This window comes from Mycolicibacterium aurum, assembly GCF_900637195.1.
Classification (GTDB): domain Bacteria; phylum Actinomycetota; class Actinomycetes; order Mycobacteriales; family Mycobacteriaceae; genus Mycobacterium; species Mycobacterium aurum.
This window is the reverse complement of sequence record NZ_LR134356.1, coordinates 3,077,301-3,096,030: the sequence shown is the minus strand read 5'-3', so window position 1 is coordinate 3,096,030 and position 18,730 is coordinate 3,077,301. Positions and strand designations below refer to the sequence as shown.

Below are 18,730 nucleotides of genomic sequence, written 5' to 3'. Positions count from 1 at the left end.
GCTGTGTGTCGATCGTGTTAGCGCTGGCCCGGACGCCTCAGCTGAGGCCCAGATAGTCGAGGTGGCCGTGATCGCGAATGGCATCCACGACCACACCGGGATCGTTGGTCTCCAGTGCGGACAGGATTGCTTTGTGCCGCTCGATGCCGTCGTGCGCGGAGCCGTTGTGGCCGTTCTCGGAATCGGCGTGCTGACGGGCTTCTTCGCGCAGGTTCTTGGCCATGGGGAGCTGGAGCTTCAGCAGGATCGGCTCCAGTGCGATATCGAGCTGACGGTTGTTGGCCAGGCTCACCACGGCGGCGTGGAAGGCGCGGTGGGCGTCATCGCGGTCGAGTGCGTCCGCCGACACATCCATGCGCTCCAGCGCCGCTCGCACCGGCTCCAGATCGTGTTGGGGATCGGGCAGCGGGAGTGCCGTCTCGATGGCGTGCCGCTCAAGGACGTTGCGCAACGCGAACAGCTGCAAGATGTCGGTGGGGGACCAGTCGGCCACGCGGGATCCGCGGCGGGGCAGATGCTCGACCAGCCCCTGCTGGGCCAACAGCCGGAGGGCTTCCCGTAAGGGGGCCCGACTAATCCCGAAGTCGGCGCACAACTGCTCCTCGACGATCTTGTCGCCGGGTGCCAACTCGCCGGAGAGGATCGCGTCGCGCAGCCGGTGGCCGGTGACTTCGACGAGGGTCGCGGGCAGCACAAGCCGCGAAGGATCTTCCGTGGGCGCTGCCATGGGAACCCATCGTAGGAAGTAAAACCCTCACATGCACCAACGCGCGGCGATGCGCGTCGACGTCACCAATACGCAGATCCTGGCGGCAGAGGCGTAAGTCATTGCAGCACAAACTTTCTCAGGGCACGTCATCGTCGCCAGACGAGTTATCGCCGTCCTCGGGTAGGAGGTATCGCTCGGGGTGGTGGTAGCCGTTGACGCGTTGCTGGCCAGTGTCGAGGTCGGGTGGTGGGAGCCATTCGGTCTGGTTTGTTGTGTTCTTGCGGGTACGCCAGTCGGTGGTGTCGAGCATGCGGTGGTCTTGGGGACAGGCCAGGGTCATGTCGTCGACGTTGGTCTGTCCGCCGTCGGTCCAGTCGGTGACGGCGTGGTGGCCTTGGCACCAATATCCCGGTGCGGTGCAGCCCGGGCGGGTGCAGCCACGATCACCCGCATGCAGCACGATCCGCTGCGCGGTGCTGGCGAGGCGCTTCGTCCTGGCCAGATACAACGATTGGCCGGTGTGCTTGTCATAGACATAGAGGTAGTGATGCGCCTGGGCGGCCATCCGGATCAGGTCCGGCATCGGCAGTAGCGAGCCGCCGCCGGTGACCGCGACCCCGGCTCCTTTTTCCAGCTCCTGCAAGGTGGTGGACACGATGACGGTGACGGGTAGGCCGTTGTGGGTGCCGAGGTCTCCGGATTCCAGCACTCGGCGCCCCAGGGCGAGCAGGGCGTCGTGATTGCGCTGGGCCGCGGTGCGGGTATCGGTGCGGCGGGGATCGGGACACCTGTCCTTGTTGTCCGCGGGTGCGGCCTCGGGGGCATCGGCATCAGGCACGTCGGCCTCGGCCTTGGGCGCATCGGCCTCGGGCGTATCGGCCTCGGCCTGAGGCACCTTGGTGTCGGTGTTGGGTTCCTCGTCGGGGATGTGGTGTCCGGGGGCGGCTTCTTTGGCGAAGATCGCTTCCATCACCGCACGCAGCTGGGCCGACACCCAGCCGCTCATAGTGCTGTAGCCATCTGATTGTTGCGGCCCGAACCGGACTCCGCGTCGCCGGGCACGGTCGGCCTCGCTCGGTGGCGGTCCGTCCTGATCGATACACGCCAGCAACCGTCTGGCGGCAGCATCAAGGTTGTCGGGATCCAACCCCGCCGCCAGCTCAGCCAGCTGAGCATCGGCCGCGGCGCGGGTGTCGACATCCACCCAGGACGGCAACGCCTTGTGGAACCGCTCGATCACCTCCACATGCGCGACATCCAACTCCCCACGCGCCACCGCGGCGGCGGTGGATTCCCACAGCGGCGGCAGGGGCTGTCCGGTCATCGCCTGCCGCGGCCCCAACACCTTCGACCGGGCGAGGCGGCGTTTGGCCTCAGCGCTGGTGATCCGCAACGCCGTCGTCAGGACCGCCGGCCACGTTTTCTCCCCCAACCGGCACGGCTCGGTCTCCCCGGTCAGGCGCGCCAACGCGGGGTACTCCAGCGCGGGCACCGCGCGCACCACCGCATTCACCTGTACCAGCAGGCTGATCAGGTCGCGGTGGGACAGCTCGTCGCAGGCCGTCGACAACACGGCCAGCTGCTCGCCGATGGTCGCGACCGCCTCCGACACCCCATCCATATATCGAACACTAGGTCGACCCGCCGACACGCCCTGTGACACCAGGGCACCCCCGCGACCACAGAAACCCCAGTGACAGAGGAAAATTCAGAGATTCAGCGAGGACGCACGAACCAGCGGTTGAGCCAGCGATCCAGCGCAGGCGCGTCCCCTGATCCACCGGCCGCGCCCAGGTATCCGTCCGGTCGGACCACCATCCAACCGCCCGGGCGAGTGCCCCGTCGCACCGTGACCACGCCGGCCCAGCCACGCGCAAGGTCGACAATCTGCTCATCGTCGGTGAACAGCGTCAGCGCACCCAGATCCAGCGCGTCGTACATGCCGTTTGCGTCCGGTACGCGGTCGCCTGCGCGCAACCCCTGGGCACCCCCGGCGTCCGCGGTGAACGCGTCGCCGCGATAGCCCGCGGACATCTGACCGAACATCGCCGCGGCGGCGTTCTGGACACGGTCGTGCGAAAGCGCTCTGGGCGCCATCCGGATCCGCACCTGGTGCACAACGGGATTCGTCGAGTTGAAGATTCGTGTTCCGAGCTCGGTGAACCGGACAAGTTTCTTGATCACAGGAATTCGCTCTGACGAATACGTATCAAGCAGTTCGGGTTTGGCTCGCCCGTCCATCACCATGGCCAACTTCCACGACAGGTTGATCATGTCCTGAATGCCCAGATTCATCCCCTGCCCGCCGGCCGGGCTGTGCACATGCGCGGCATCGCCACCGAAAAACACCCGTCCCGAGCGCAGTACCGTCATGTGCCTGCTGTTGATCCGGAATCGCGAAGTCCAATTCAGCGAGTGCAACCGTACGGGGATGTGCACCACGCGGTCGAACAGCTTCTGGATGGCGATGATGGGATCTCCGTTGCTGTCGACGACGCCGTCCGGGTCGGTGGCCATCAGCCGGAAGCGCCCTTCGCCCATCGGGAAGACTGCGACAAATCCATTGGCGGCCAGAAAGATCGACACTTGGTCCTCGGCGATGTCGCCGTCGATGTAGAGGTCCGCGAGCACGTAGGCGTGGGGGAGGGTGCGGCCCGGAAACCCGAGATCCGTCGCTTTCCGCAGCGTGCTGTGGGGGCCGTCGGCCGCGATCACGTAGTGGGCGCGCACCGTGTCCGTGGTGCCTTTGCCGCTGCGCACCGTCACGTCGGCATGGTCACGATGGGAGTTCACCGCCGTGACCTCCACGCCACGTTCAACTTTGACGCCCTGCCGGCTCAAGTGCTCGGTGAGAATCCGTTCCGTCTCTGACTGTGCGAGCATCAGTATGTAGTTGAATTCGCTGGGCATTCGGCTCAGTTCGATGCGCGCGATCTTGCCTCCGCCGGCGTGCAGTGCCGCGCTGTGGGCCCGGTTGCCCAGTGAGACCATCTCGTCGCCCACGCCCCGCACGCGCAGCAGCTCGAGCGTGCGCGCCTGTACTGCCAGCGCGCGAGATTCCGGGGACGGCTCCGCGGCACGGTCGACGATGCGGACGGCCACGCCGAGCCGGGTCAGTTCCAGCGCGGCGGTCAGGCCGGTCGGGCCGGCGCCGACGATCAGGACGGGGACATCTGATGACGCAGTCATGGCGGTCTCCTCGATGCGAAGTCAACGGCTGATGACTTCCACCATAGGCTGATCGTGGTCACTGTCAACACTTGATGACTTAGTTTTCGGAGCGCGTCGGCACCCCCGCCTCGCCCGCACGGCTGGAACATGTTCTAGTCGAGGGGTGCTGGACTACACCCATGTCGACGGTCTCAGTGCCGACGACGTCGCGCGGCTGCGGGCCGTATACGAACCACTGACCGGGTCGGTGCGCGAGCTGATCGATGCGACCATCCGGACCGAAGTCGACGAGGACGTCGTCGCCGCCGCCAAGGCCGAGATCGATTCCGCCACGGCGCGGTTGCGCGCCGCGCAGAAGGACGGATCGTTCGGCATCCAATTCGGCGCCGAGGGCGATTCGATGCCGTGGGGCAACGCGGTGATCGGGGTGCGGAACCCGACCGCGCCGCCGCTGTTGATTCATAAGGAGCCCGAGGGTGTCGCCACCAGCGACTTCTATCTGGGCGCAGCGTTCGAAGGTCCGCCAGGACACGTCCACGGCGGGGTCTCGGCGAAGATTCTCGACCACGTCCTCGGCGACGCGGCCAGTAGGCCGGGCGTCCAGCGGCTCACCGGAACCATCAACGTCCGCTATCGGCGGTTGACGCCGTTGGGCCGGCTCCACGCCGAGGCTCGGGTCACGCACACCGACGGGTTCAAGACGTACGCGGTGGGCCACATCGCCGACAAGACAGGAATCACGGTCGAGGCCGAGGCGGTGTTCATCGAGCCGAAGTGGGCCCGGAGCTGACAGCGATCGCCGTCAGGCTGCGCGTGATCGCGGCGACTTCGGCCACGAGGACGCGCGCCGGCCCGTCGTCGGAGCCGCGCCGTGGTACCGCGTCGCGCAATCGTTGATCGGCCGCGGCCAGCTCCGCGGAATCCACGGTGAACGGCGACGCCGCAGTCGGCGGGTCGCCGCACAGCGCCTCGACGTATTCATCGACCGCGAGCGCGAATTCGCGGTCGGCGGTGACCGGCCGGACCGGTAGGTGGGCTTCCAGCGTCGTGCACGAACCGGTGACGGCATTGAGTGCCGTGCGGTACGCGCGCAGCCAGTGCCGCAGTTCGCGGGATTCGATGCGCATTGCGCCCGTCGCGGCCTCGAACGCCGCCCTGGCCCGGAAGGCGCGCTGCCACGACGCCGACAACGCCTCGGCCGGACTGTCGAGTTCGTGGACGTAAGCCTTGATCACCGTTGCTGCGTAGTCGATTTCGGTCTTCAGGAGTTCGCCGGCGCGCTGCGCCAGCCGCGTCAGCGCGTCATCGGGCAGCAGGACATGCGCGATCACCGCCAGGGCGCCACCGGCCAGCGCGGCCAGTACCGGATCGCTGATCGCAACGGGTGGACCCGGGCGGCCGGCATCGATGAGGAACACCGCTGCCGCCGTCACCGCAGCCGACACTGCGAGGTAGCCCAGTCCGGACACCAGGAACGCGACACCGACGGCGAGGACGGCAAGGGCAGCGGACACCGCGACCGCAGGGTTCAGCACGGCGAGCACGGTGTACGCGACGACGATCGCCGCGACGCTGCCGGCCACCCGGCCTGCGCAACGGGTGTAGGTATGTGCGGTCTCCGGTCGCAGTGCCATGAGAACAGTCAGCGGGATCCAGTAGCCCTCGGGAGCATGGGTATACCGCTCGACCGCGCACCCGAAAGTCACGGCGACACTGAGCCGCACCGCGTGCCGCAACACCGGCGAATGCCAGACCAGGTGACTGCGGATCAGATCGATCGCGGCGCGCGCCGAGGTGCGCAGTTCCGGACGGCGGAAGCGCACCGCTTCAGGGGTGGACGCCACGAAGTCGCCCAAGCGCATCGCCACCGCCTCGTGCAACTGGGCAGAAAGGCGCTGCAAAGCCGCCGATTCCCGGTCGGTGACCTCGCGGAGCACGCTGTCGAATCGGTTGATGGCCACATCGGTGCCGATGCGGCCCGGACGTCCGGTGTCGGCGATGGCGGCGAGCGTGTCGGCGGCCTCGGAGAGTACGCGCGACAGCGCGTCGGATCGGGGGATGGCCGCCACGTCGGCCAGTGTCGCGGCGATCCGCTCGGGCAGCGCATACCAGCTGCGGTACTCGGCGGGGCGGCGACGGTGCCTGCCGTCGATCACGACGAAGGCCTCGTGCAGATCCATCAATGGCTCGGTGTTGACCGCGAAGTCCGTCTTGTCACCACCGGCGCTGAGCTTTCGCGCGTCGGCAGCCAGGGCCCGATACGCGGCCACCAGCGCGGCGCGCTGGTCTCGCCAGCGCTGAGGCGGCCACAGCGCCACCACCGCCGCTTGCAGCAGGCCGCCGGCTACCGCCAGCGCGGTCGCGCCGAGCACCGATCCCGGCGTCGGAGAGATGGGCGGCGCCGTCACCAGCAGCGCGCCCGCCGCGGCACCCAGCAGCCCGGCGCTGCCACTCAGTGCCCACAGCATCGAGGCCCCGAAACACCACGCCGCGACCACGACGACGAACAGCGGCGAAAAGGCCGATGTCAGTGCGCCGAACAGGACCGCCGCACCGGTGAGCGTGGAGACGAGGAGCACGAGCGGTACCCGGTTGCGTGGGCTGTCCATCAGCCCGGCGGCACCGGCGATCACGGCGGCGCCCATGGCGGCGGTCGCCGAACCCGGCGGTCCCCACTGCACTGCGATCGCGGCGATCACCACGACACATCCGAGGCTGCGCAGCACCGCGCCCAGGTCCGGCATCACCGGGGGTAACGCCAGACCCTTGATCACCCGTCCATTCTGACCCGAGCTATGTTCGCCCAGTGGAGAAAGTCATCATCGCGTTGCGAGGCGCACCGGGCGACGACGCCTGGTGTGCACGGTTGCGCACCGAGGTCGCCCGGGACCTGCTCGACACCGGCGCTGCAGGACTGACGGTCAACGTGCGTGATTCGATGGTCACCGATTCACTGATGACGCTGACGACGCTGGATCCACCGGTGATCGCCTTCGTCAGCATGTGGACACCGCAGTACTACGGGTCGCAGATCGACAGGGCGACAACTGTGTTGGCTCAGCTGTGCGAGCAGGTGGCGGCCTATCTGGTGACGGAGTCGGTGCCGCTGGCGCCGCCGCACACAGAGCCCGGTGAGCGCACCCCGGGCTTTGCGAATGTGGCGCTGCTGCGCAGACCGGACCATCTGGACGAGGCCACCTGGTTGCGCCGCTGGCACCACGATCACACCCAGGTGGCGCTCGACACCCAATCGACGTTCGGCTACGTCCAGAACACCGTGGTGCGGGCGCTCACTCCGGGGGCGCCGCCGGTCTCGGCGATCGTGGAGGAGCTGTTCCCGATCGAGGCGACGGCCGATCTGTATGCGTTCTTCGGCGCCGCCGACGACGCCGAGCTCGGTGATCGCATGAACCGGATGGTGGCCAGCACAACGGCATTCGGCGCCAACGAGAATGTCGACACCGTGCCGACGAGCCGGTATGTGCTGCGGGACGCGTTCCGCGCGCCAGATACGCTGCAGCCGTGACTCTGCAGATCAGCGACGACAATCGGGTCCGCACGCTGCTCCTGAACCGGCCCGAGGCGCTCAACGCGTTCAATCAGGAGCTCTACCTCGCGACCGCCACCGCGCTGCGCGACGCGGCCGAGGACCCCGACGTTGCGGTCGTGCTCATCACCGGGGCCGGTCGGGCCTTCAGCGCGGGTAACGATCTCAAGGAGATGCAGGCCGGTATCGCCGACGGGTCGCTGACCACCGAGGGCAGTCACTTCACGACGATGATCGATGCGCTGACCGACCTGCCGAAGCCACTGATCTGCGCGGTCAACGGGGTCGGTCTCGGGATCGGCACCACCATCCTCGGATATGCCGACCTGGTGTTCATGTCGTCCACCGCCAGGCTGAAGTGCCCGTTCACCAGCCTCGGGGTGGCACCGGAGGCGGCGTCGTCGTATCTGCTGCCGCAACTGATCGGCAGGCAGAACGCAGCCTGGCTTCTGCTGTCGTCGGAGTGGGTCGATGCGGCCGAGGCGCAGCGGATGGGAATCGCGTGGAAGGTGTGCGAGCCGGACGACCTGCTCCCTGAAGCCCGGAGGCACGCCGAGATCCTGGCGTCGCGCTCGATTCCGAGCCTCGTCGCTGTCAAGAAGACGATCGTGGAGCCCTATCGCGCCGAGATCGCCGCCGCGACTCAGCGCGAGAACGCGCACTTTCAGGAGTTGCTCGGCGGAGCCGCCAATGCGGCCGCCCTTGCCGAGTTCACCGGGCAGAGCACAGTCGGGCAAACGAACGCCTAGTCCCGGTCCGACCAGCGGCGGCACCTGCGACCCAATCGATGCGCCACCGCCGGGGCAAAGCACTGCGACACCTCTGCCAGGCGCGCGTTGTCGCGCTGCGTTTCACCGACGGACGCACCCTCACTGTCAGCAAAGTGCGAGCAGCCCTTTTGATTCGATGAGATCTGGACCACAATAAAGCTGACGGGTCGCTGCTCAGCAAACTGCATGGCCCGGTTCCGTCGGGGGGATGGAACGTTCGTTTCGCACAGGGGGAGTCACCAATGGGTAGTCGGACAAAGCCGTGGCAGGTCTGGGCGGACGTGCGCCCTCACACCCCGGACCACGGGATCAGGCGGACAGCGACCGTGCTTGCCGTGGGTGCGGCGGTGTGGCCACTGGTCGCCGGGCCGGCCGCAGCCGCGGCCACCGTGCCTCCGGTGCCGAGTCCGGCCACCGTGCTGACCATCTTTCCCTGGGCCGGGTCCATGGAAGATGAACTCCAGGGCAGGGTTTGCCAAGCGCCCAACAACTGCGTCCAGATCGATCAGTCCCTCTGGGATCCGCGTGGACTCGCGATCATCGATGCGACCATCGACGCCACAGCCGGCACCAAGGTCGTGTTCTCCTACAGCGAAGGGGCTCGGTCGGTCACGGACTGGCTGGCAGAACATGCCGACGATCCCGACGCCCCACCGCCGGGTGAGCTGTCGTTCGTGCTGATCGGCAATCCCACTCGCGCTCACGGCGGTTCGGGCCGCGATGTGATGCCGCAGACCCAGTACCAGGTGATCGACATCTCGCGCCAGTACGATCCCGCGTCCGACTTCCCCGACCATCCGCTCAACGTCCTCGCGTTGCTCAACACGCTGGCCGCGTTCACGGTCATCCACACCGACTACGAAAACGTGGACATGTACGACCCCGCCAACATCGTGTGGACGGAGGGCAACACCACCTACGTTTTTGTGCCGACCGAGAACCTGCCGCTGCTGGAGCCGCTGCGGCGGCTCGGACTCACGGATCTCGCGGACGCACTCAACGGTCCACTGAAGGACATCGTGGAGCGGGGCTACGACCGGTCATACCTTCCGACGGAGGAAGTCGAAGAACCCGCGGGCCGCTCGGCGCTCGTTCCACTCGCCGCCGCCCCGGCTGCACCGGCTGTCGAATCGGCACCCGCACCGCAGGACCTCGATCACCACTCGGGTGAGAGCGACTCGCTCGCCTTCGCGTCGAGGTCGGATGCCGGGGAACACGACGCCGACGAGGTCGGCATCGACGCGGACGACGCGGGGGCAACAGCCGACGGCACGGACAAGTCGACGGCTACTGACTCAGCCGAAGCCAGCACCAGCGCGAGCCCCGACGACGATGACTCGGAGCGGACGACGGTGGGCGTCGGCAAAGAAAGGGCCGAAAAGGCAGAAAGGGGCCAGGCGGCCGAGAGGGGCGATACCGCGGACAGCGGAAAACAACGGAACAGCGCCGCGACCGCAGACGCAGGCAGCGATGCCTAGGACTGTCAGCTAGCGGGCGACACTCTTGGGAGCGGCGTCGACCGCTCTGAAGTGGGCTTCGATCATGGCCCGCAGCGTCCGCCGGCAGCGCCCGCAGTCGCCGCCGGCCCCGCAGGCGTCGGCGATCTCCTTGGAGGTACGCGCGCCCTTGGCCACCACCTCGTCGACCACATGGCTCGTGGTTCCGGTGCACAGACAGACGAACATCGCTACCCCTGCCCGTCGACGGTCATCAGGTGTGCGAACCGGCCGACGAACCGGGTCGGGTACGGGCCCATGCCGGCGTTGGCCATCCACTCGGCGGCCGCGTCGGGGTGCTCGATCCACTGCCTCGCGCTCGCCTCGTCGGCGATCTCCTGCAGGATCAGCACCTCGTGGCCGTCGTCGAGAGCCCGGTAGACCCAGATCTTGCGGACGCCGCCACGCTTGAACCGGTCCAGGCCGTCGTGCACCTTGATCATCAGCGCAGGCACGTCGTCGACCGACGACATGACACCGACGACGACGCGGCCGACATGCTCCGGTGAGCTGGGTCCGCACAGGTCGATCTTCTCGACCACCTCGCCGCCGAAGATGGGCGGGATGTCGTCGGCGCCGGAGATATTGAACCACTCGAATATCGCAGGCGACCGCAGAACGTCGCGCATGGATGTGGCTTGCCGAATTCCGATCGTCACGAATACACGGCGCGGTTCCCACATCGATTCGTACAGGACAACATGATGAGCGCCCATAGCCGAAAGGCCATCACGATGCCTGCCGAGCCATTCCCACATCACGTCGACGTCTTCGACCCGGAAATCGCAGGCAAGGATGAATGAGTGAAGGTCATACTCACCCATTGGTTATCCTCACCTACGGCCTCACTTCGGTTAGCGGAGTCTAACCTTACTTAGCCTAGGCAGTCCAGACTAGTGGGCTGATCTGGGGCTTCGGGATCGCAGAGATGGTCGAAACACGCGCATCGCCGCACCTTTCACAGGCGATCCGCACCCGATGTGCTCTAGATTGGACGTGTTCGCACACAGCCTGTGCAGATATCGCACGCGACGGTCAACCACGTGTATAGGAGCAAGCCATGCAAGGCGATCCCGAGGTTCTGAAATTGCTCAACGAGCAATTGACGAGCGAATTGACGGCGATCAATCAGTATTTCCTGCATTCCAAGATGCAGGACAACTGGGGTTTCACCGAATTGGCTGAGCACACCCGCAAGGAATCATTTGAGGAAATGGTCCACGCGGAGAAGATCACCGATCGAATTCTTCTTCTCGACGGCCTGCCCAACTACCAGCGGCTGTTCTCGCTGCGTGTCGGCCAGACGGTCCGCGAACAATTCGAAGCCGACCTGGCGATCGAATACGAGGTCGTGGGGCGCCTCCGGCCGGGGATCATCCTGTGCCGGGAGAAGGGCGACGCCACGTCGGCGACGCTGTTCGAGGAGATCCTGGCCGACGAGGAACTCCACATCGACTACCTCGAGACCCAGTTGGAGCTGATGGGCAAGCTGGGCGAGGAGCTCTACCTCGCCCAGTGCGTGTCCCGCCCGCCTCAGTAGCGGTTCGGCACCCGCACCCGCGGGAACCACCTGCCTGAGTACCGTAACTTTCATAGATCATCTAACGATGTTCTCTGCAGAGTCCACGGTCGATCAGGAAGGCAGGTATGACTGCGTCGCCGCCGGCACGTCCCGAGCTCGCTGAGGAAAACAGCCCCGGCGAGCCCGTCCCCGTCAGCTCCCACCGCCGCAACATCATCTTCGTTGCGGTGGTGCTCGGCATGCTGCTGGCGGCGCTCGACCAGACCATCGTCGCGACCGCGCTGCCCACCGTGGTTGCCGACCTCGGCGGCGCGGGCCACCAGTCGTGGGTGGTCACGAGCTACCTGCTGGCGTCGACGATCGCGACGGCCATCGTCGGCAAGCTCGGCGATCTCTTCGGGCGCAAGATGGTCTTCGGCGCGGCGGTGGTGTTCTTCCTCATCGGCTCGGTTCTGTGCGGGATCGCCTCGTCGATGGAGATGCTCGTCGGTGCCCGCGCGTTGCAGGGCATCGGAGGCGGCGCCCTGATGGTCACCGCGACCGCGCTGATCGGAGAGGTGATCCCGCTGCGGGATCGCGGCCGCTACCAGGGCGCACTCGGTGCCGTCTTCGGTGTCACCACGGTGGTCGGCCCGCTGCTCGGCGGTTACTTCACCGACCACCTGACGTGGCGCTGGGCGTTCTGGATCAACGTGCCGATCGGCATCGTGGTGTTCATCGTCGCGCTGACGACGATCCCGGCGCTGAGCCGACGCGGCCGGCCCGTCATCGACTACGCCGGCATCGTGCTCATCGGTATCGGAGCGTCCGGCCTGACGTTGGCCACCAGCTGGGGTGGCAGCACCTATGCCTGGTCCTCGCCGATGATCATCGGCCTGTTCATCGGGTCCGCCGTGGCGGTGGCCGCGTTCGTGCGGGTCGAACTGCGCGCGAAAGAACCGATCCTGCCGATCCGGCTGTTCGCCAGCCCGGTGTTCACCGTGTGCTGTGTGCTGTCGTTCATCGTCGGCTTCGCGATGCTCGGCGCACTGACATTCCTGCCCACGTTCATGCAGTTCGTCGACGGCGTCTCGGCCACCGAGTCCGGGCTGCGGACGCTGCCGATGGTCGGTGGGCTGCTGCTGACCTCGATGGGCAGCGGTGTGCTGGTCAGCCGCACCGGCCGCTACAAGATCTTCCCGGTGGCGGGGACGGCGCTGATGGTGCTGGGTTTCGTGCTGCTGTCCCGCATGGACGCCACCACCCCGATGCTGCAGCAGAGCGCGTACCTGTTCGTACTCGGCACCGGGATCGGTATGTGCATGCAGGTGCTGATCCTCATCGTGCAGAGCACCGCCAACTTCTCCGACCTCGGGGTGGCGACGTCCGGCGTCACGTTCTTCCGCACGATCGGAAGCTCCTTCGGCGCAGCGATTTTCGGGTCGCTGTTCGCCAACTTCCTGGATGCGCGGATCGCCGGTGCGCTGGCTGCCGGCGGAGCCCCGCCCGAGGCGGCGGAGTCCCCGCAGTTCCTGCACCGGCTGGCCCCCGACGTCGCCGCGCCCATCGTCGAGGCGTATTCCGACTCGTTGGGGATGGTGTTTTTGTGCGCGGCGCCGGTGGCTCTCGTCGGGTTCCTCGTGGCATTGACGCTCAAGCGGGTCCCGTTGCGGGAGATGGAGACCGCCGTCGGCCTGGACATGGGGGAGGGCTTCGGGATGCCCTCCAGCGATTCCCCGGAACAGATGCTGGAGACGGCGGTCGGCAGGCTGGTGCGGCAGTCACCGGAGATCCGGCTCCGCAGTATCGCAGGCACACGCGGCTGTGAGTCCGATGTGGCCCTGCTGTGGGCGCTGATCCAGATCTACCGTCAGAGCCAGGTTTTCGGCTCCGCCCGGCTGACCGAGATGGCCGAGCGTCTCCGTGTCCCGCCGGAAGTACTGGAGCCGACGTTCAGCAGGCTCGTCGACCACGGTCACGCGCTGCGTACCGGCGACCAGCTGTGGCTTACTCAGTCGGGCGCCCGGCAGGTGGACTCCGCGACGGCCGCGCTGGTGAGCCGGATCATCGAGAAGCTGGAGACCTCGCCGACGTTCGAGGGACGTCCGGATCGCGCAGACGTCGAGGCGGCACTGGAACGGATCGCGCAGCGCCTGCTGGTGCAGCGGGACTGGGACGACGACCGCGTCGAAGTTGCGGCGGCCGGAAAGTGAAACACGTTACAATTTCGCCATGAGCCGAATCGGAGACTTCGAGGACGACGACGTGACTGCCTTCGCGGTGAAGTCACCCGAACTGGGCACAGCGATGGCCAAGTTCTCCCACGCCGTCTACACGAAGAACCGGCTGCCCATGCGGGTCAGGGAGGCAGCGCGGATCGTCATCGCCTATGCCAACGAATGCGTGGTGTGCCAGAACACCCGCGACTCAGAGGGCGAGACCAACGGGATCAGCGAGGAGTTCTACGACTACGCCACCCAGTGGCGCACCTGGCCCGGCTACAGCGACGCCGAGCGCATCGCCATGGAGTTCGCGCACCGATTTGCCACCGACCATGTCGGCCTGCGCGACGACGAGGACTTCTGGGAGCGCGCCGCCGTGCACTTCAGCGACGAATTGCTGACCGACCTGGCGATCTCCTGCGCCATGTGGGTGGGTATGGGCCGGGTGCTGCGCACCCTCGACATCGGGCAGACCTGCAAGATCACGCTGTGAGGAGCGCGAGTCGGTTGCACAATGGCTGACATGGCCGCCAAACCGCTCGCCGCTGCAGCCATCGCCCAGCTCGAGGCCGACGGCGTCGCCAGCCTGATCGGCACCGTCGTCAACCCCGCGGGGCTGATCCTCGCCAAGACCGTCCCGCTGCGGCGCATGGGATCGTTCGCCGAGCCCGGCCTCGGCGCCAGCCCGGTGTGGCATGTATTCGCCATCGACCAGGCGGGCATCGTGTTCAGCGACTCGACCGGGGTGGTCGGGGATCAGCGGATTCGTATCGATCTGAGCGCCCTGCGCATCCTCGGTGACGGATTCGCCTGGGCCCCTGGCTGTTTCTATGCTCAGGACGGTTCGCCGGACCCGTTCTGCACCCGAGGTGCCCTGCTCCGGATGCAGGACCGTCTCGCCGATGCCGGCCTCGAGGCACTGATGGGACACGAGATCGAGTTCGTCCTCGTGGGCGCCGATGGCAGTGCGCTGCCTGCACACATGTGGGCGCAGTACGGGCTCGCGGGTGTGCTGGAGCATGAGGGCTTCGTCCGCGACGTCACCGCCGCGGCGACGGCATCAGGTGTCGCGATCGAGCAGTTCCACCCCGAGTACGGCGTGAACCAGTTCGAGATCTCGCTGGCCCCGCAGCCCCCCGTCGCAGCCGCCGATCACGCCACGCTGATGCGGATCATCATCGGTCGGGTCGCCAGGAACTACGGCATGCGCGTCAGCCTGTCGCCGGTGCCGTTCGCGGGGAGCGTCGGTTCCGGTGCCCATCAACATTTTTCGTTGACCCGTGACGGAGTTCCGCTGTTCTCCGGCGGCGACGGCGCCGCCGGCATGACCGCCGACGGCGCGTCGGCCATCGCGGGCGTGCTCTCCGGTCTCGCAGAGGCTCAGGGCATGCTCAGCGGATCGATTCTGTCGGGCCTGCGGATGCTGCCGGGACACTGGTCAGGCGCGTACGCGTGCTGGGGCACCGAGAACAGGGAAGCCGCGGTGCGATTCCTCCCGGGTGGCGACGCCAACCCGTATGGCGCGAACGTCGAGGTCAAGGTCATCGACCCGGCTGCGAACACCTATCTCGCGGCGGCGGCGATCCTGGGTCTTGCCCTCGACGGCATCGAGCGCAATCTGCCCCTGCCCGCCGAGGTCGCCGTCGATCCCTCGAGCCTGACCGACTCGGGCCGCGCCGATGCGGGCGTGACAGTGCTCAATACCGATCAGTCCGCGATCCTGGACGCCCTCGATGGTTCGTCGAGGCTGCGCGGCCTCCTCGGCGATGAGGTGGTCGACGCGGTGGTCGCGGTGCGGCGCTACGAGCAGGAGAACTTCTCCGCCCTGAGCGCCGACGAGCTCGCGGAGAAGTTCCGGCTGGCATGGAGCGTCTGAATGTAGGGGTGGTTGCGTGACGGCGCTGCGCGAACATGTGGACGCCGTGCAGCTCGTCGACCACCACGTGCACGGCTGCTGGCTGGACACCGTCGGACGGGCCCGCTTCGAGAACGCCCTCAACGAGGCCAACACCGAACCCCTGGCCGAATTCGACTCCGGTTTCGACACCCAGCTCGGATTCGCGGTGCGGGCGCACTGTGCTCCGCATCTGGGCCTCGATAAGCACGCCGCAGCCGACGACTACTGGGCTCGGCGCAGCACCGTGGCGGAACGGGAAGTCGCGCAACGATTTCTGGCCGAAGCGCAGGTCTCGGACTGGGTGGTCGACACCGGCTTCGCCAGCGGGGTCGCCGACCTCGAAGAACTTGCCGGGCTCGGGGTGGGCCGTGTCCACGAGGTCATCCGGCTGGAATCGATCGCCGAGCAGGCCGCCGCCGCAGCGGGAGACTATGCGGCGGCGTTCGACGACGTGCTCGCCGAACAGGGCCGGACTGCCATCGGCACCAAGTCGGTGCTGGCTTACCGCGGCGGCTTCGTCGGCGACCTGTCCGATCCCTCACCCGCCGAGGTGGCCGTGGCGGCGGAGCGCTGGCGCGCGGCCGGCGGCACCCGCCTGACAGACCGCGTGCTGCTGCGATTCGGCCTGCACCGCGCATTGCGCCTGGGCAAACCGCTGCAGTTCCACGTCGGCTTCGGCGACCGGGACTGTGACCTGGATGCCGCCAATCCTGTTCACCTGCTGGATTTTCTACGCGTCAGCGGGGACACGCCGGTGATGCTGCTGCACTGCTACCCCTACGAGCGGGAGGCCGGCTATCTGGCGCAGGCCTTCAACAACGTCTACCTCGACGGCGGCTTGTCCATCAACTACCTCGGCGCCCGATCCGTCGCGTTCATCGGCCGTCTGCTGGAGATGGCGCCGTTCCGCAAGATCCTGTACTCCTCGGACGGCTTCGGCCCGTCCGAACTCCACTATCTCGGGTCGCGCCTGTGGCGCACCGGGATAGCCGCGACGCTGCAGGGTTTCGTGGACGCCGGCGAGTGGAGCGAGGCCGACGCCATCCGGGTCGTCGACCTGATCGCGGGGGACAACGCCCGGCGCGTCTACCAACTCGACTGACCGGAGGTCCGGTTCCTCCTCAGACCAGACCGGTCGCGTCGAATATCCACGACATGTCTGCGTTGGCGAAATCCTCCAGCCAACTGGGCGGCGCGTGGTCGGCCAGCGCGCCCATGTTCCAGTAGTCCTTCCACAGCGTGATCTTTCCGTCGACGACCCGGTGCACGGTGACGAAGTCCAGAACGGCGGATTCGCCTGTACGCCAATGCCATTCCTCGTGATGTTCGTACATGACGTCGACGCCGTTGCTGACCATCAGGCCGGGGAAGTTCTCATAGGACGCCAGCGGCTCGATCCCGATCTTGAGTCGCTTGACGATGTCGTCGGGCCCGCGCGCCGCCGCGGCGGGGCCCACCGGTACGTCCAGATAGATGCAGTCCGGTGCCAGAAAGGTCTTCACAGCGTCCCAGTCACGTGCCGACAGCGCACTCCACATCCCGTGCACCACCGCGTCGACGGCCTCTGCCGTCTGCTCAACCGACATGGGCCAGTGCATCCTTGCGTGCAGCCGATGTGGCCGGAGCCGGCGCCCGATGCGCGGCACGCAGGAACCGGCCCGTGCGCTCGGTGCCGACCAGAGATGTCGGCTGCCCGTCCAGGAACACCGCCCGGCCGCCGACGAACACGGCGGCCACGGTGTCGTCGTTGCGGTTGACCATCCGCGACAGTCCGCCGTACTGCTCGACCGGCTCTTCCGCGTACTCGTCCAGCGTGGCGTCCAGGCGCTCGGGGTCGATGATCACGACGTCCGCGCGGTCGCCGACGCGAAGGTGGCCGGCGTCGATGCGGTACCAGTCGGCGAGTTCGCCGGTGAGTCGATGCACCGCCTGCTCGACGGTCATGAAGGGCCGGCCCGAGCGTGCGGCGTCCTGGACGTGGCGCAGCAGCCGCAGACCCATGTTGTAGAACGCCATGTTGCGCAGGTGCGCTCCCGCGTCCGAGAACCCCATCTGGATCGCGGTGTCGGCGGCGAGCTTTTTGAGTACCTCCGGCCGATGGTTGGAAATCGTGGTGCGCCAGCGCAGCGCGGTGCCATGTTCGAGGACCAGATCGAGGAACGCGTCCACCGGGTGCAGGCCGCCGCGGTCACGGCCGACCTCACCGAAGGACTTGCCGATCACCGATGCGTCAGGGCAGGCGACGATGTGGGCGTCGAAGAAGTCGCGGTGCCACACCCGCATGCCGAACTTCGCCTCGTATTCCTTGCGGAACCGGCGCCGGTAGTCCTCGTCGCGAAGCAGTGCATTGCGCTCCAGCTCGTCCTTGAGGTGCAGTGCGGCAGCCCCGGATCCGAACTCCTCGAAGATGACCAGATCGATGCCGTCGGCGTAGACCTCGAACGGCACCGGCAGGTGCTGCCAGCGGAAGTTGCCGCCCAGGCGGTTCACCAGGCGGGCCATGGGGCCCAGCAGCTTCACCGCGAACGGGTTGGACTTCACATCGGCTGCCGAGAGCAGGCTGGTCTTGAGCGGGTTACGCACGATGCCGAGAGACTGGAACAGCTGCGACCCGATGTTCAACGGGTTCTCGATGTCGGGCCCGGACTGCAGGACCCGGCCCGAGCGGCGCAGCAGCGACTTCAGCCGCCGGAGCTCACGCGCCTTCGCGTACGTCGACGGCAGCGTGCGCGAACGGCATACCTCACCGTCGAGCTTGTCGAAAAGCAGCTGCATGGACGACATTCCGACGAAGCCGGCGCGCAGTGCCTCGGTAAGCATCTGCTCCATCTGGGCCTGCTCGAACTTCGTCGGCCGCTGATCCTTGCGGGTGGCGCGGTCCAGTCCCATGGTGGCTGCGCGCATGTCGGAGTGGCCGATGAACGCCGCGACATTGGGGCCGAGCGGCCGCGCTTCGAGAGCTTCGATGTACTCCTCGCCGTTGGACCAGGTCTTGTGCCGGTCGACCGCGTCGATGACATGGTGGCGGGGGATCGCCTCGACCCGGCCGAAGATGTCGCCGGCGTCCACGGGGTCGACGTAGATGGTCGACAGCGAACACGAGCCGAGCATCACCGTGGTGACTCCGTGGCGCAGGGATTCGGCCAGCGCAGGTCCGCCGAGCACCTCGACGTCGTAGTGGGTGTGGATGTCGAGCAGGCCGGGCAGCACCCACTTGCCCGCGGCGTCGATCACCTGCGGGCAATCGGTCTCGTCCAGATCGTCCTCGGCGACGGTGGCGATGTGGCCGTCCCGAATGCCGATGGTGCGCACCGCCGACGGGGCGCCGGTGCCGTCGAACCATCGGCCGTTGCGAATGATCGTGTCGTAGCTCACGTCGCCCATAGAACAGCGCTGACAGGGCAGGTGTCAACGAAA

17 protein-coding genes are annotated in these 18,730 nt (G+C 67.1%); 9 read left to right on the top strand and 8 right to left on the bottom strand.

Annotated features, from left to right (window positions below):
- Positions 1-37: 37 nt before the first annotated feature.
- The 3 genes from EL337_RS14640 to EL337_RS14630 form a co-directional block, all read right to left on the bottom strand.
- Positions 38-727: a GntR family transcriptional regulator gene (locus EL337_RS14640; RefSeq protein ID WP_048631030.1), complete on the bottom strand. Its 690-nt coding sequence runs from the start codon at positions 725-727 to the stop codon at positions 38-40.
- 118 nt (positions 728-845) lie between these two features.
- Positions 846-2,330 carry an HNH endonuclease signature motif containing protein gene (locus tag EL337_RS14635; protein WP_048631029.1) on the bottom strand — a complete coding sequence of 495 codons (1,485 nt, stop codon included), beginning with the start codon at positions 2,328-2,330 and terminating at the stop codon, positions 846-848.
- Positions 2,331-2,425: 95 nt separating this feature from the next.
- Positions 2,426-3,898, bottom strand: coding sequence for an FAD-dependent monooxygenase (locus EL337_RS14630; RefSeq protein WP_048631028.1), 1,473 nt, complete (start codon positions 3,896-3,898; stop codon positions 2,426-2,428).
- Between the two features lie 145 nt (positions 3,899-4,043).
- Between EL337_RS14630 and EL337_RS14625 the strand changes: the two genes are divergently transcribed.
- Complete coding sequence (locus EL337_RS14625; protein WP_048631027.1) at positions 4,044-4,670, top strand: PaaI family thioesterase; 627 nt, start codon at positions 4,044-4,046, stop codon at positions 4,668-4,670.
- Here the strand turns inward: EL337_RS14625 and EL337_RS14620 are convergent.
- Positions 4,642-6,654 carry an FUSC family protein gene (locus EL337_RS14620; RefSeq protein WP_197724109.1) on the bottom strand — a complete coding sequence of 671 codons (2,013 nt, stop codon included), beginning with the start codon at positions 6,652-6,654 and terminating at the stop codon, positions 4,642-4,644. The genes EL337_RS14625 and EL337_RS14620 overlap by 29 nt on opposite strands.
- Before the next feature lie 32 nt (positions 6,655-6,686).
- Between EL337_RS14620 and EL337_RS14615 the strand changes: the two genes are divergently transcribed.
- The 3 genes from EL337_RS14615 (at position 6,687) to EL337_RS14605 (ending at position 9,675) form a co-directional block, all read left to right on the top strand.
- The gene (locus EL337_RS14615) at positions 6,687-7,406 is read left to right on the top strand and encodes an EthD domain-containing protein (protein ID WP_048631026.1); all 720 of its coding nucleotides are present in this window, start codon (positions 6,687-6,689) and stop codon (positions 7,404-7,406) included.
- Complete coding sequence (locus EL337_RS14610) at positions 7,403-8,176, top strand: enoyl-CoA hydratase/isomerase family protein (RefSeq protein ID WP_048631025.1); 774 nt, start codon at positions 7,403-7,405, stop codon at positions 8,174-8,176. Before EL337_RS14615 ends, EL337_RS14610 begins: the two co-directional genes overlap by 4 nt.
- A 263-nt stretch (positions 8,177-8,439) precedes the next feature.
- A complete protein-coding gene (locus EL337_RS14605) occupies positions 8,440-9,675 on the top strand; it encodes a PE-PPE domain-containing protein (RefSeq protein WP_083442978.1) in 1,236 nt (411 codons plus the stop codon).
- A gap of 9 nt (positions 9,676-9,684) precedes the next feature.
- On the opposite strand, the gene EL337_RS14600 is transcribed toward EL337_RS14605, so the two are convergent.
- Both EL337_RS14600 and EL337_RS14595 read right to left on the bottom strand, forming a co-directional pair.
- Positions 9,685-9,882 carry a (2Fe-2S)-binding protein gene (locus EL337_RS14600; RefSeq protein WP_048631023.1) on the bottom strand — a complete coding sequence of 66 codons (198 nt, stop codon included), beginning with the start codon at positions 9,880-9,882 and terminating at the stop codon, positions 9,685-9,687.
- A 2-nt stretch (positions 9,883-9,884) separates the two neighbouring features.
- Complete coding sequence (locus EL337_RS14595; RefSeq protein WP_048631022.1) at positions 9,885-10,517, bottom strand: hypothetical protein; 633 nt, start codon at positions 10,515-10,517, stop codon at positions 9,885-9,887.
- A gap of 236 nt (positions 10,518-10,753) precedes the next feature.
- On the opposite strand from EL337_RS14595, the gene bfr reads away from it, so the two are divergent.
- From bfr to EL337_RS14570, 5 genes are all read left to right on the top strand, one after another.
- Positions 10,754-11,233, top strand: a complete 480-nt coding sequence (gene bfr / locus EL337_RS14590) for a bacterioferritin (RefSeq protein WP_048631021.1) — start codon at positions 10,754-10,756, stop codon at positions 11,231-11,233.
- Positions 11,234-11,340: 107 nt separating this feature from the next.
- The gene (locus EL337_RS14585; protein ID WP_048631020.1) at positions 11,341-13,407 is read left to right on the top strand and encodes an MDR family MFS transporter; all 2,067 of its coding nucleotides are present in this window, start codon (positions 11,341-11,343) and stop codon (positions 13,405-13,407) included.
- A gap of 19 nt (positions 13,408-13,426) precedes the next feature.
- Entirely contained in the window at positions 13,427-13,909 is a 483-nt protein-coding gene (locus EL337_RS14580) for a carboxymuconolactone decarboxylase family protein (protein ID WP_048631019.1), read from the top strand.
- A gap of 21 nt (positions 13,910-13,930) precedes the next feature.
- A complete protein-coding gene (locus EL337_RS14575; protein ID WP_048631018.1) occupies positions 13,931-15,292 on the top strand; it encodes a type I glutamate--ammonia ligase in 1,362 nt (453 codons plus the stop codon).
- Positions 15,293-15,308: 16 nt separating this feature from the next.
- Complete coding sequence (locus EL337_RS14570) at positions 15,309-16,415, top strand: amidohydrolase family protein (RefSeq protein ID WP_048631017.1); 1,107 nt, start codon at positions 15,309-15,311, stop codon at positions 16,413-16,415.
- 19 nt (positions 16,416-16,434) lie between these two features.
- Here the strand turns inward: EL337_RS14570 and EL337_RS14565 are convergent, their stop codons facing one another.
- Together EL337_RS14565 and EL337_RS14560 are read right to left on the bottom strand one after the other, a co-directional pair.
- Positions 16,435-16,899 (bottom strand): nuclear transport factor 2 family protein, encoded by a 465-nt coding sequence (locus EL337_RS14565; RefSeq protein WP_048631016.1) that lies wholly within the window; start codon positions 16,897-16,899, stop codon positions 16,435-16,437.
- Positions 16,889-18,688 (bottom strand): N-acyl-D-amino-acid deacylase family protein, encoded by a 1,800-nt coding sequence (locus EL337_RS14560; protein WP_083442996.1) that lies wholly within the window; start codon positions 18,686-18,688, stop codon positions 16,889-16,891. Before EL337_RS14560 ends, EL337_RS14565 begins: the two co-directional genes overlap by 11 nt.
- Positions 18,689-18,730: the final 42 nt, after the last annotated feature.

Excerpts from the sequence above, each read along its gene's own strand:
- EL337_RS14640 (WP_048631030.1), bottom strand. The coding sequence starts at position 727 with ATGGCAGCGCCCACGGAAGATCCTTCGCGGCTTGTGCTGCCCGCGACC.
- EL337_RS14635 (WP_048631029.1), bottom strand. The coding sequence starts at position 2,330 with ATGGATGGGGTGTCGGAGGCGGTCGCGACCATCGGCGAGCAGCTGGCC.
- EL337_RS14630 (WP_048631028.1), bottom strand. The coding sequence starts at position 3,898 with ATGACTGCGTCATCAGATGTCCCCGTCCTGATCGTCGGCGCCGGCCCG.
- EL337_RS14605 (WP_083442978.1), top strand. The coding sequence starts at position 8,440 with ATGGGTAGTCGGACAAAGCCGTGGCAGGTCTGGGCGGACGTGCGCCCT.
- EL337_RS14600 (WP_048631023.1), bottom strand. The coding sequence starts at position 9,882 with ATGTTCGTCTGTCTGTGCACCGGAACCACGAGCCATGTGGTCGACGAG.
- EL337_RS14595 (WP_048631022.1), bottom strand. The coding sequence starts at position 10,517 with ATGGGTGAGTATGACCTTCACTCATTCATCCTTGCCTGCGATTTCCGG.
- bfr (WP_048631021.1), top strand. The coding sequence starts at position 10,754 with ATGCAAGGCGATCCCGAGGTTCTGAAATTGCTCAACGAGCAATTGACG.
- EL337_RS14585 (WP_048631020.1), top strand. The coding sequence starts at position 11,341 with ATGACTGCGTCGCCGCCGGCACGTCCCGAGCTCGCTGAGGAAAACAGC.
- EL337_RS14580 (WP_048631019.1), top strand. The coding sequence starts at position 13,427 with ATGAGCCGAATCGGAGACTTCGAGGACGACGACGTGACTGCCTTCGCG.
- EL337_RS14575 (WP_048631018.1), top strand. The coding sequence starts at position 13,931 with ATGGCTGACATGGCCGCCAAACCGCTCGCCGCTGCAGCCATCGCCCAG.
- EL337_RS14565 (WP_048631016.1), bottom strand. The coding sequence starts at position 16,899 with ATGTCGGTTGAGCAGACGGCAGAGGCCGTCGACGCGGTGGTGCACGGG.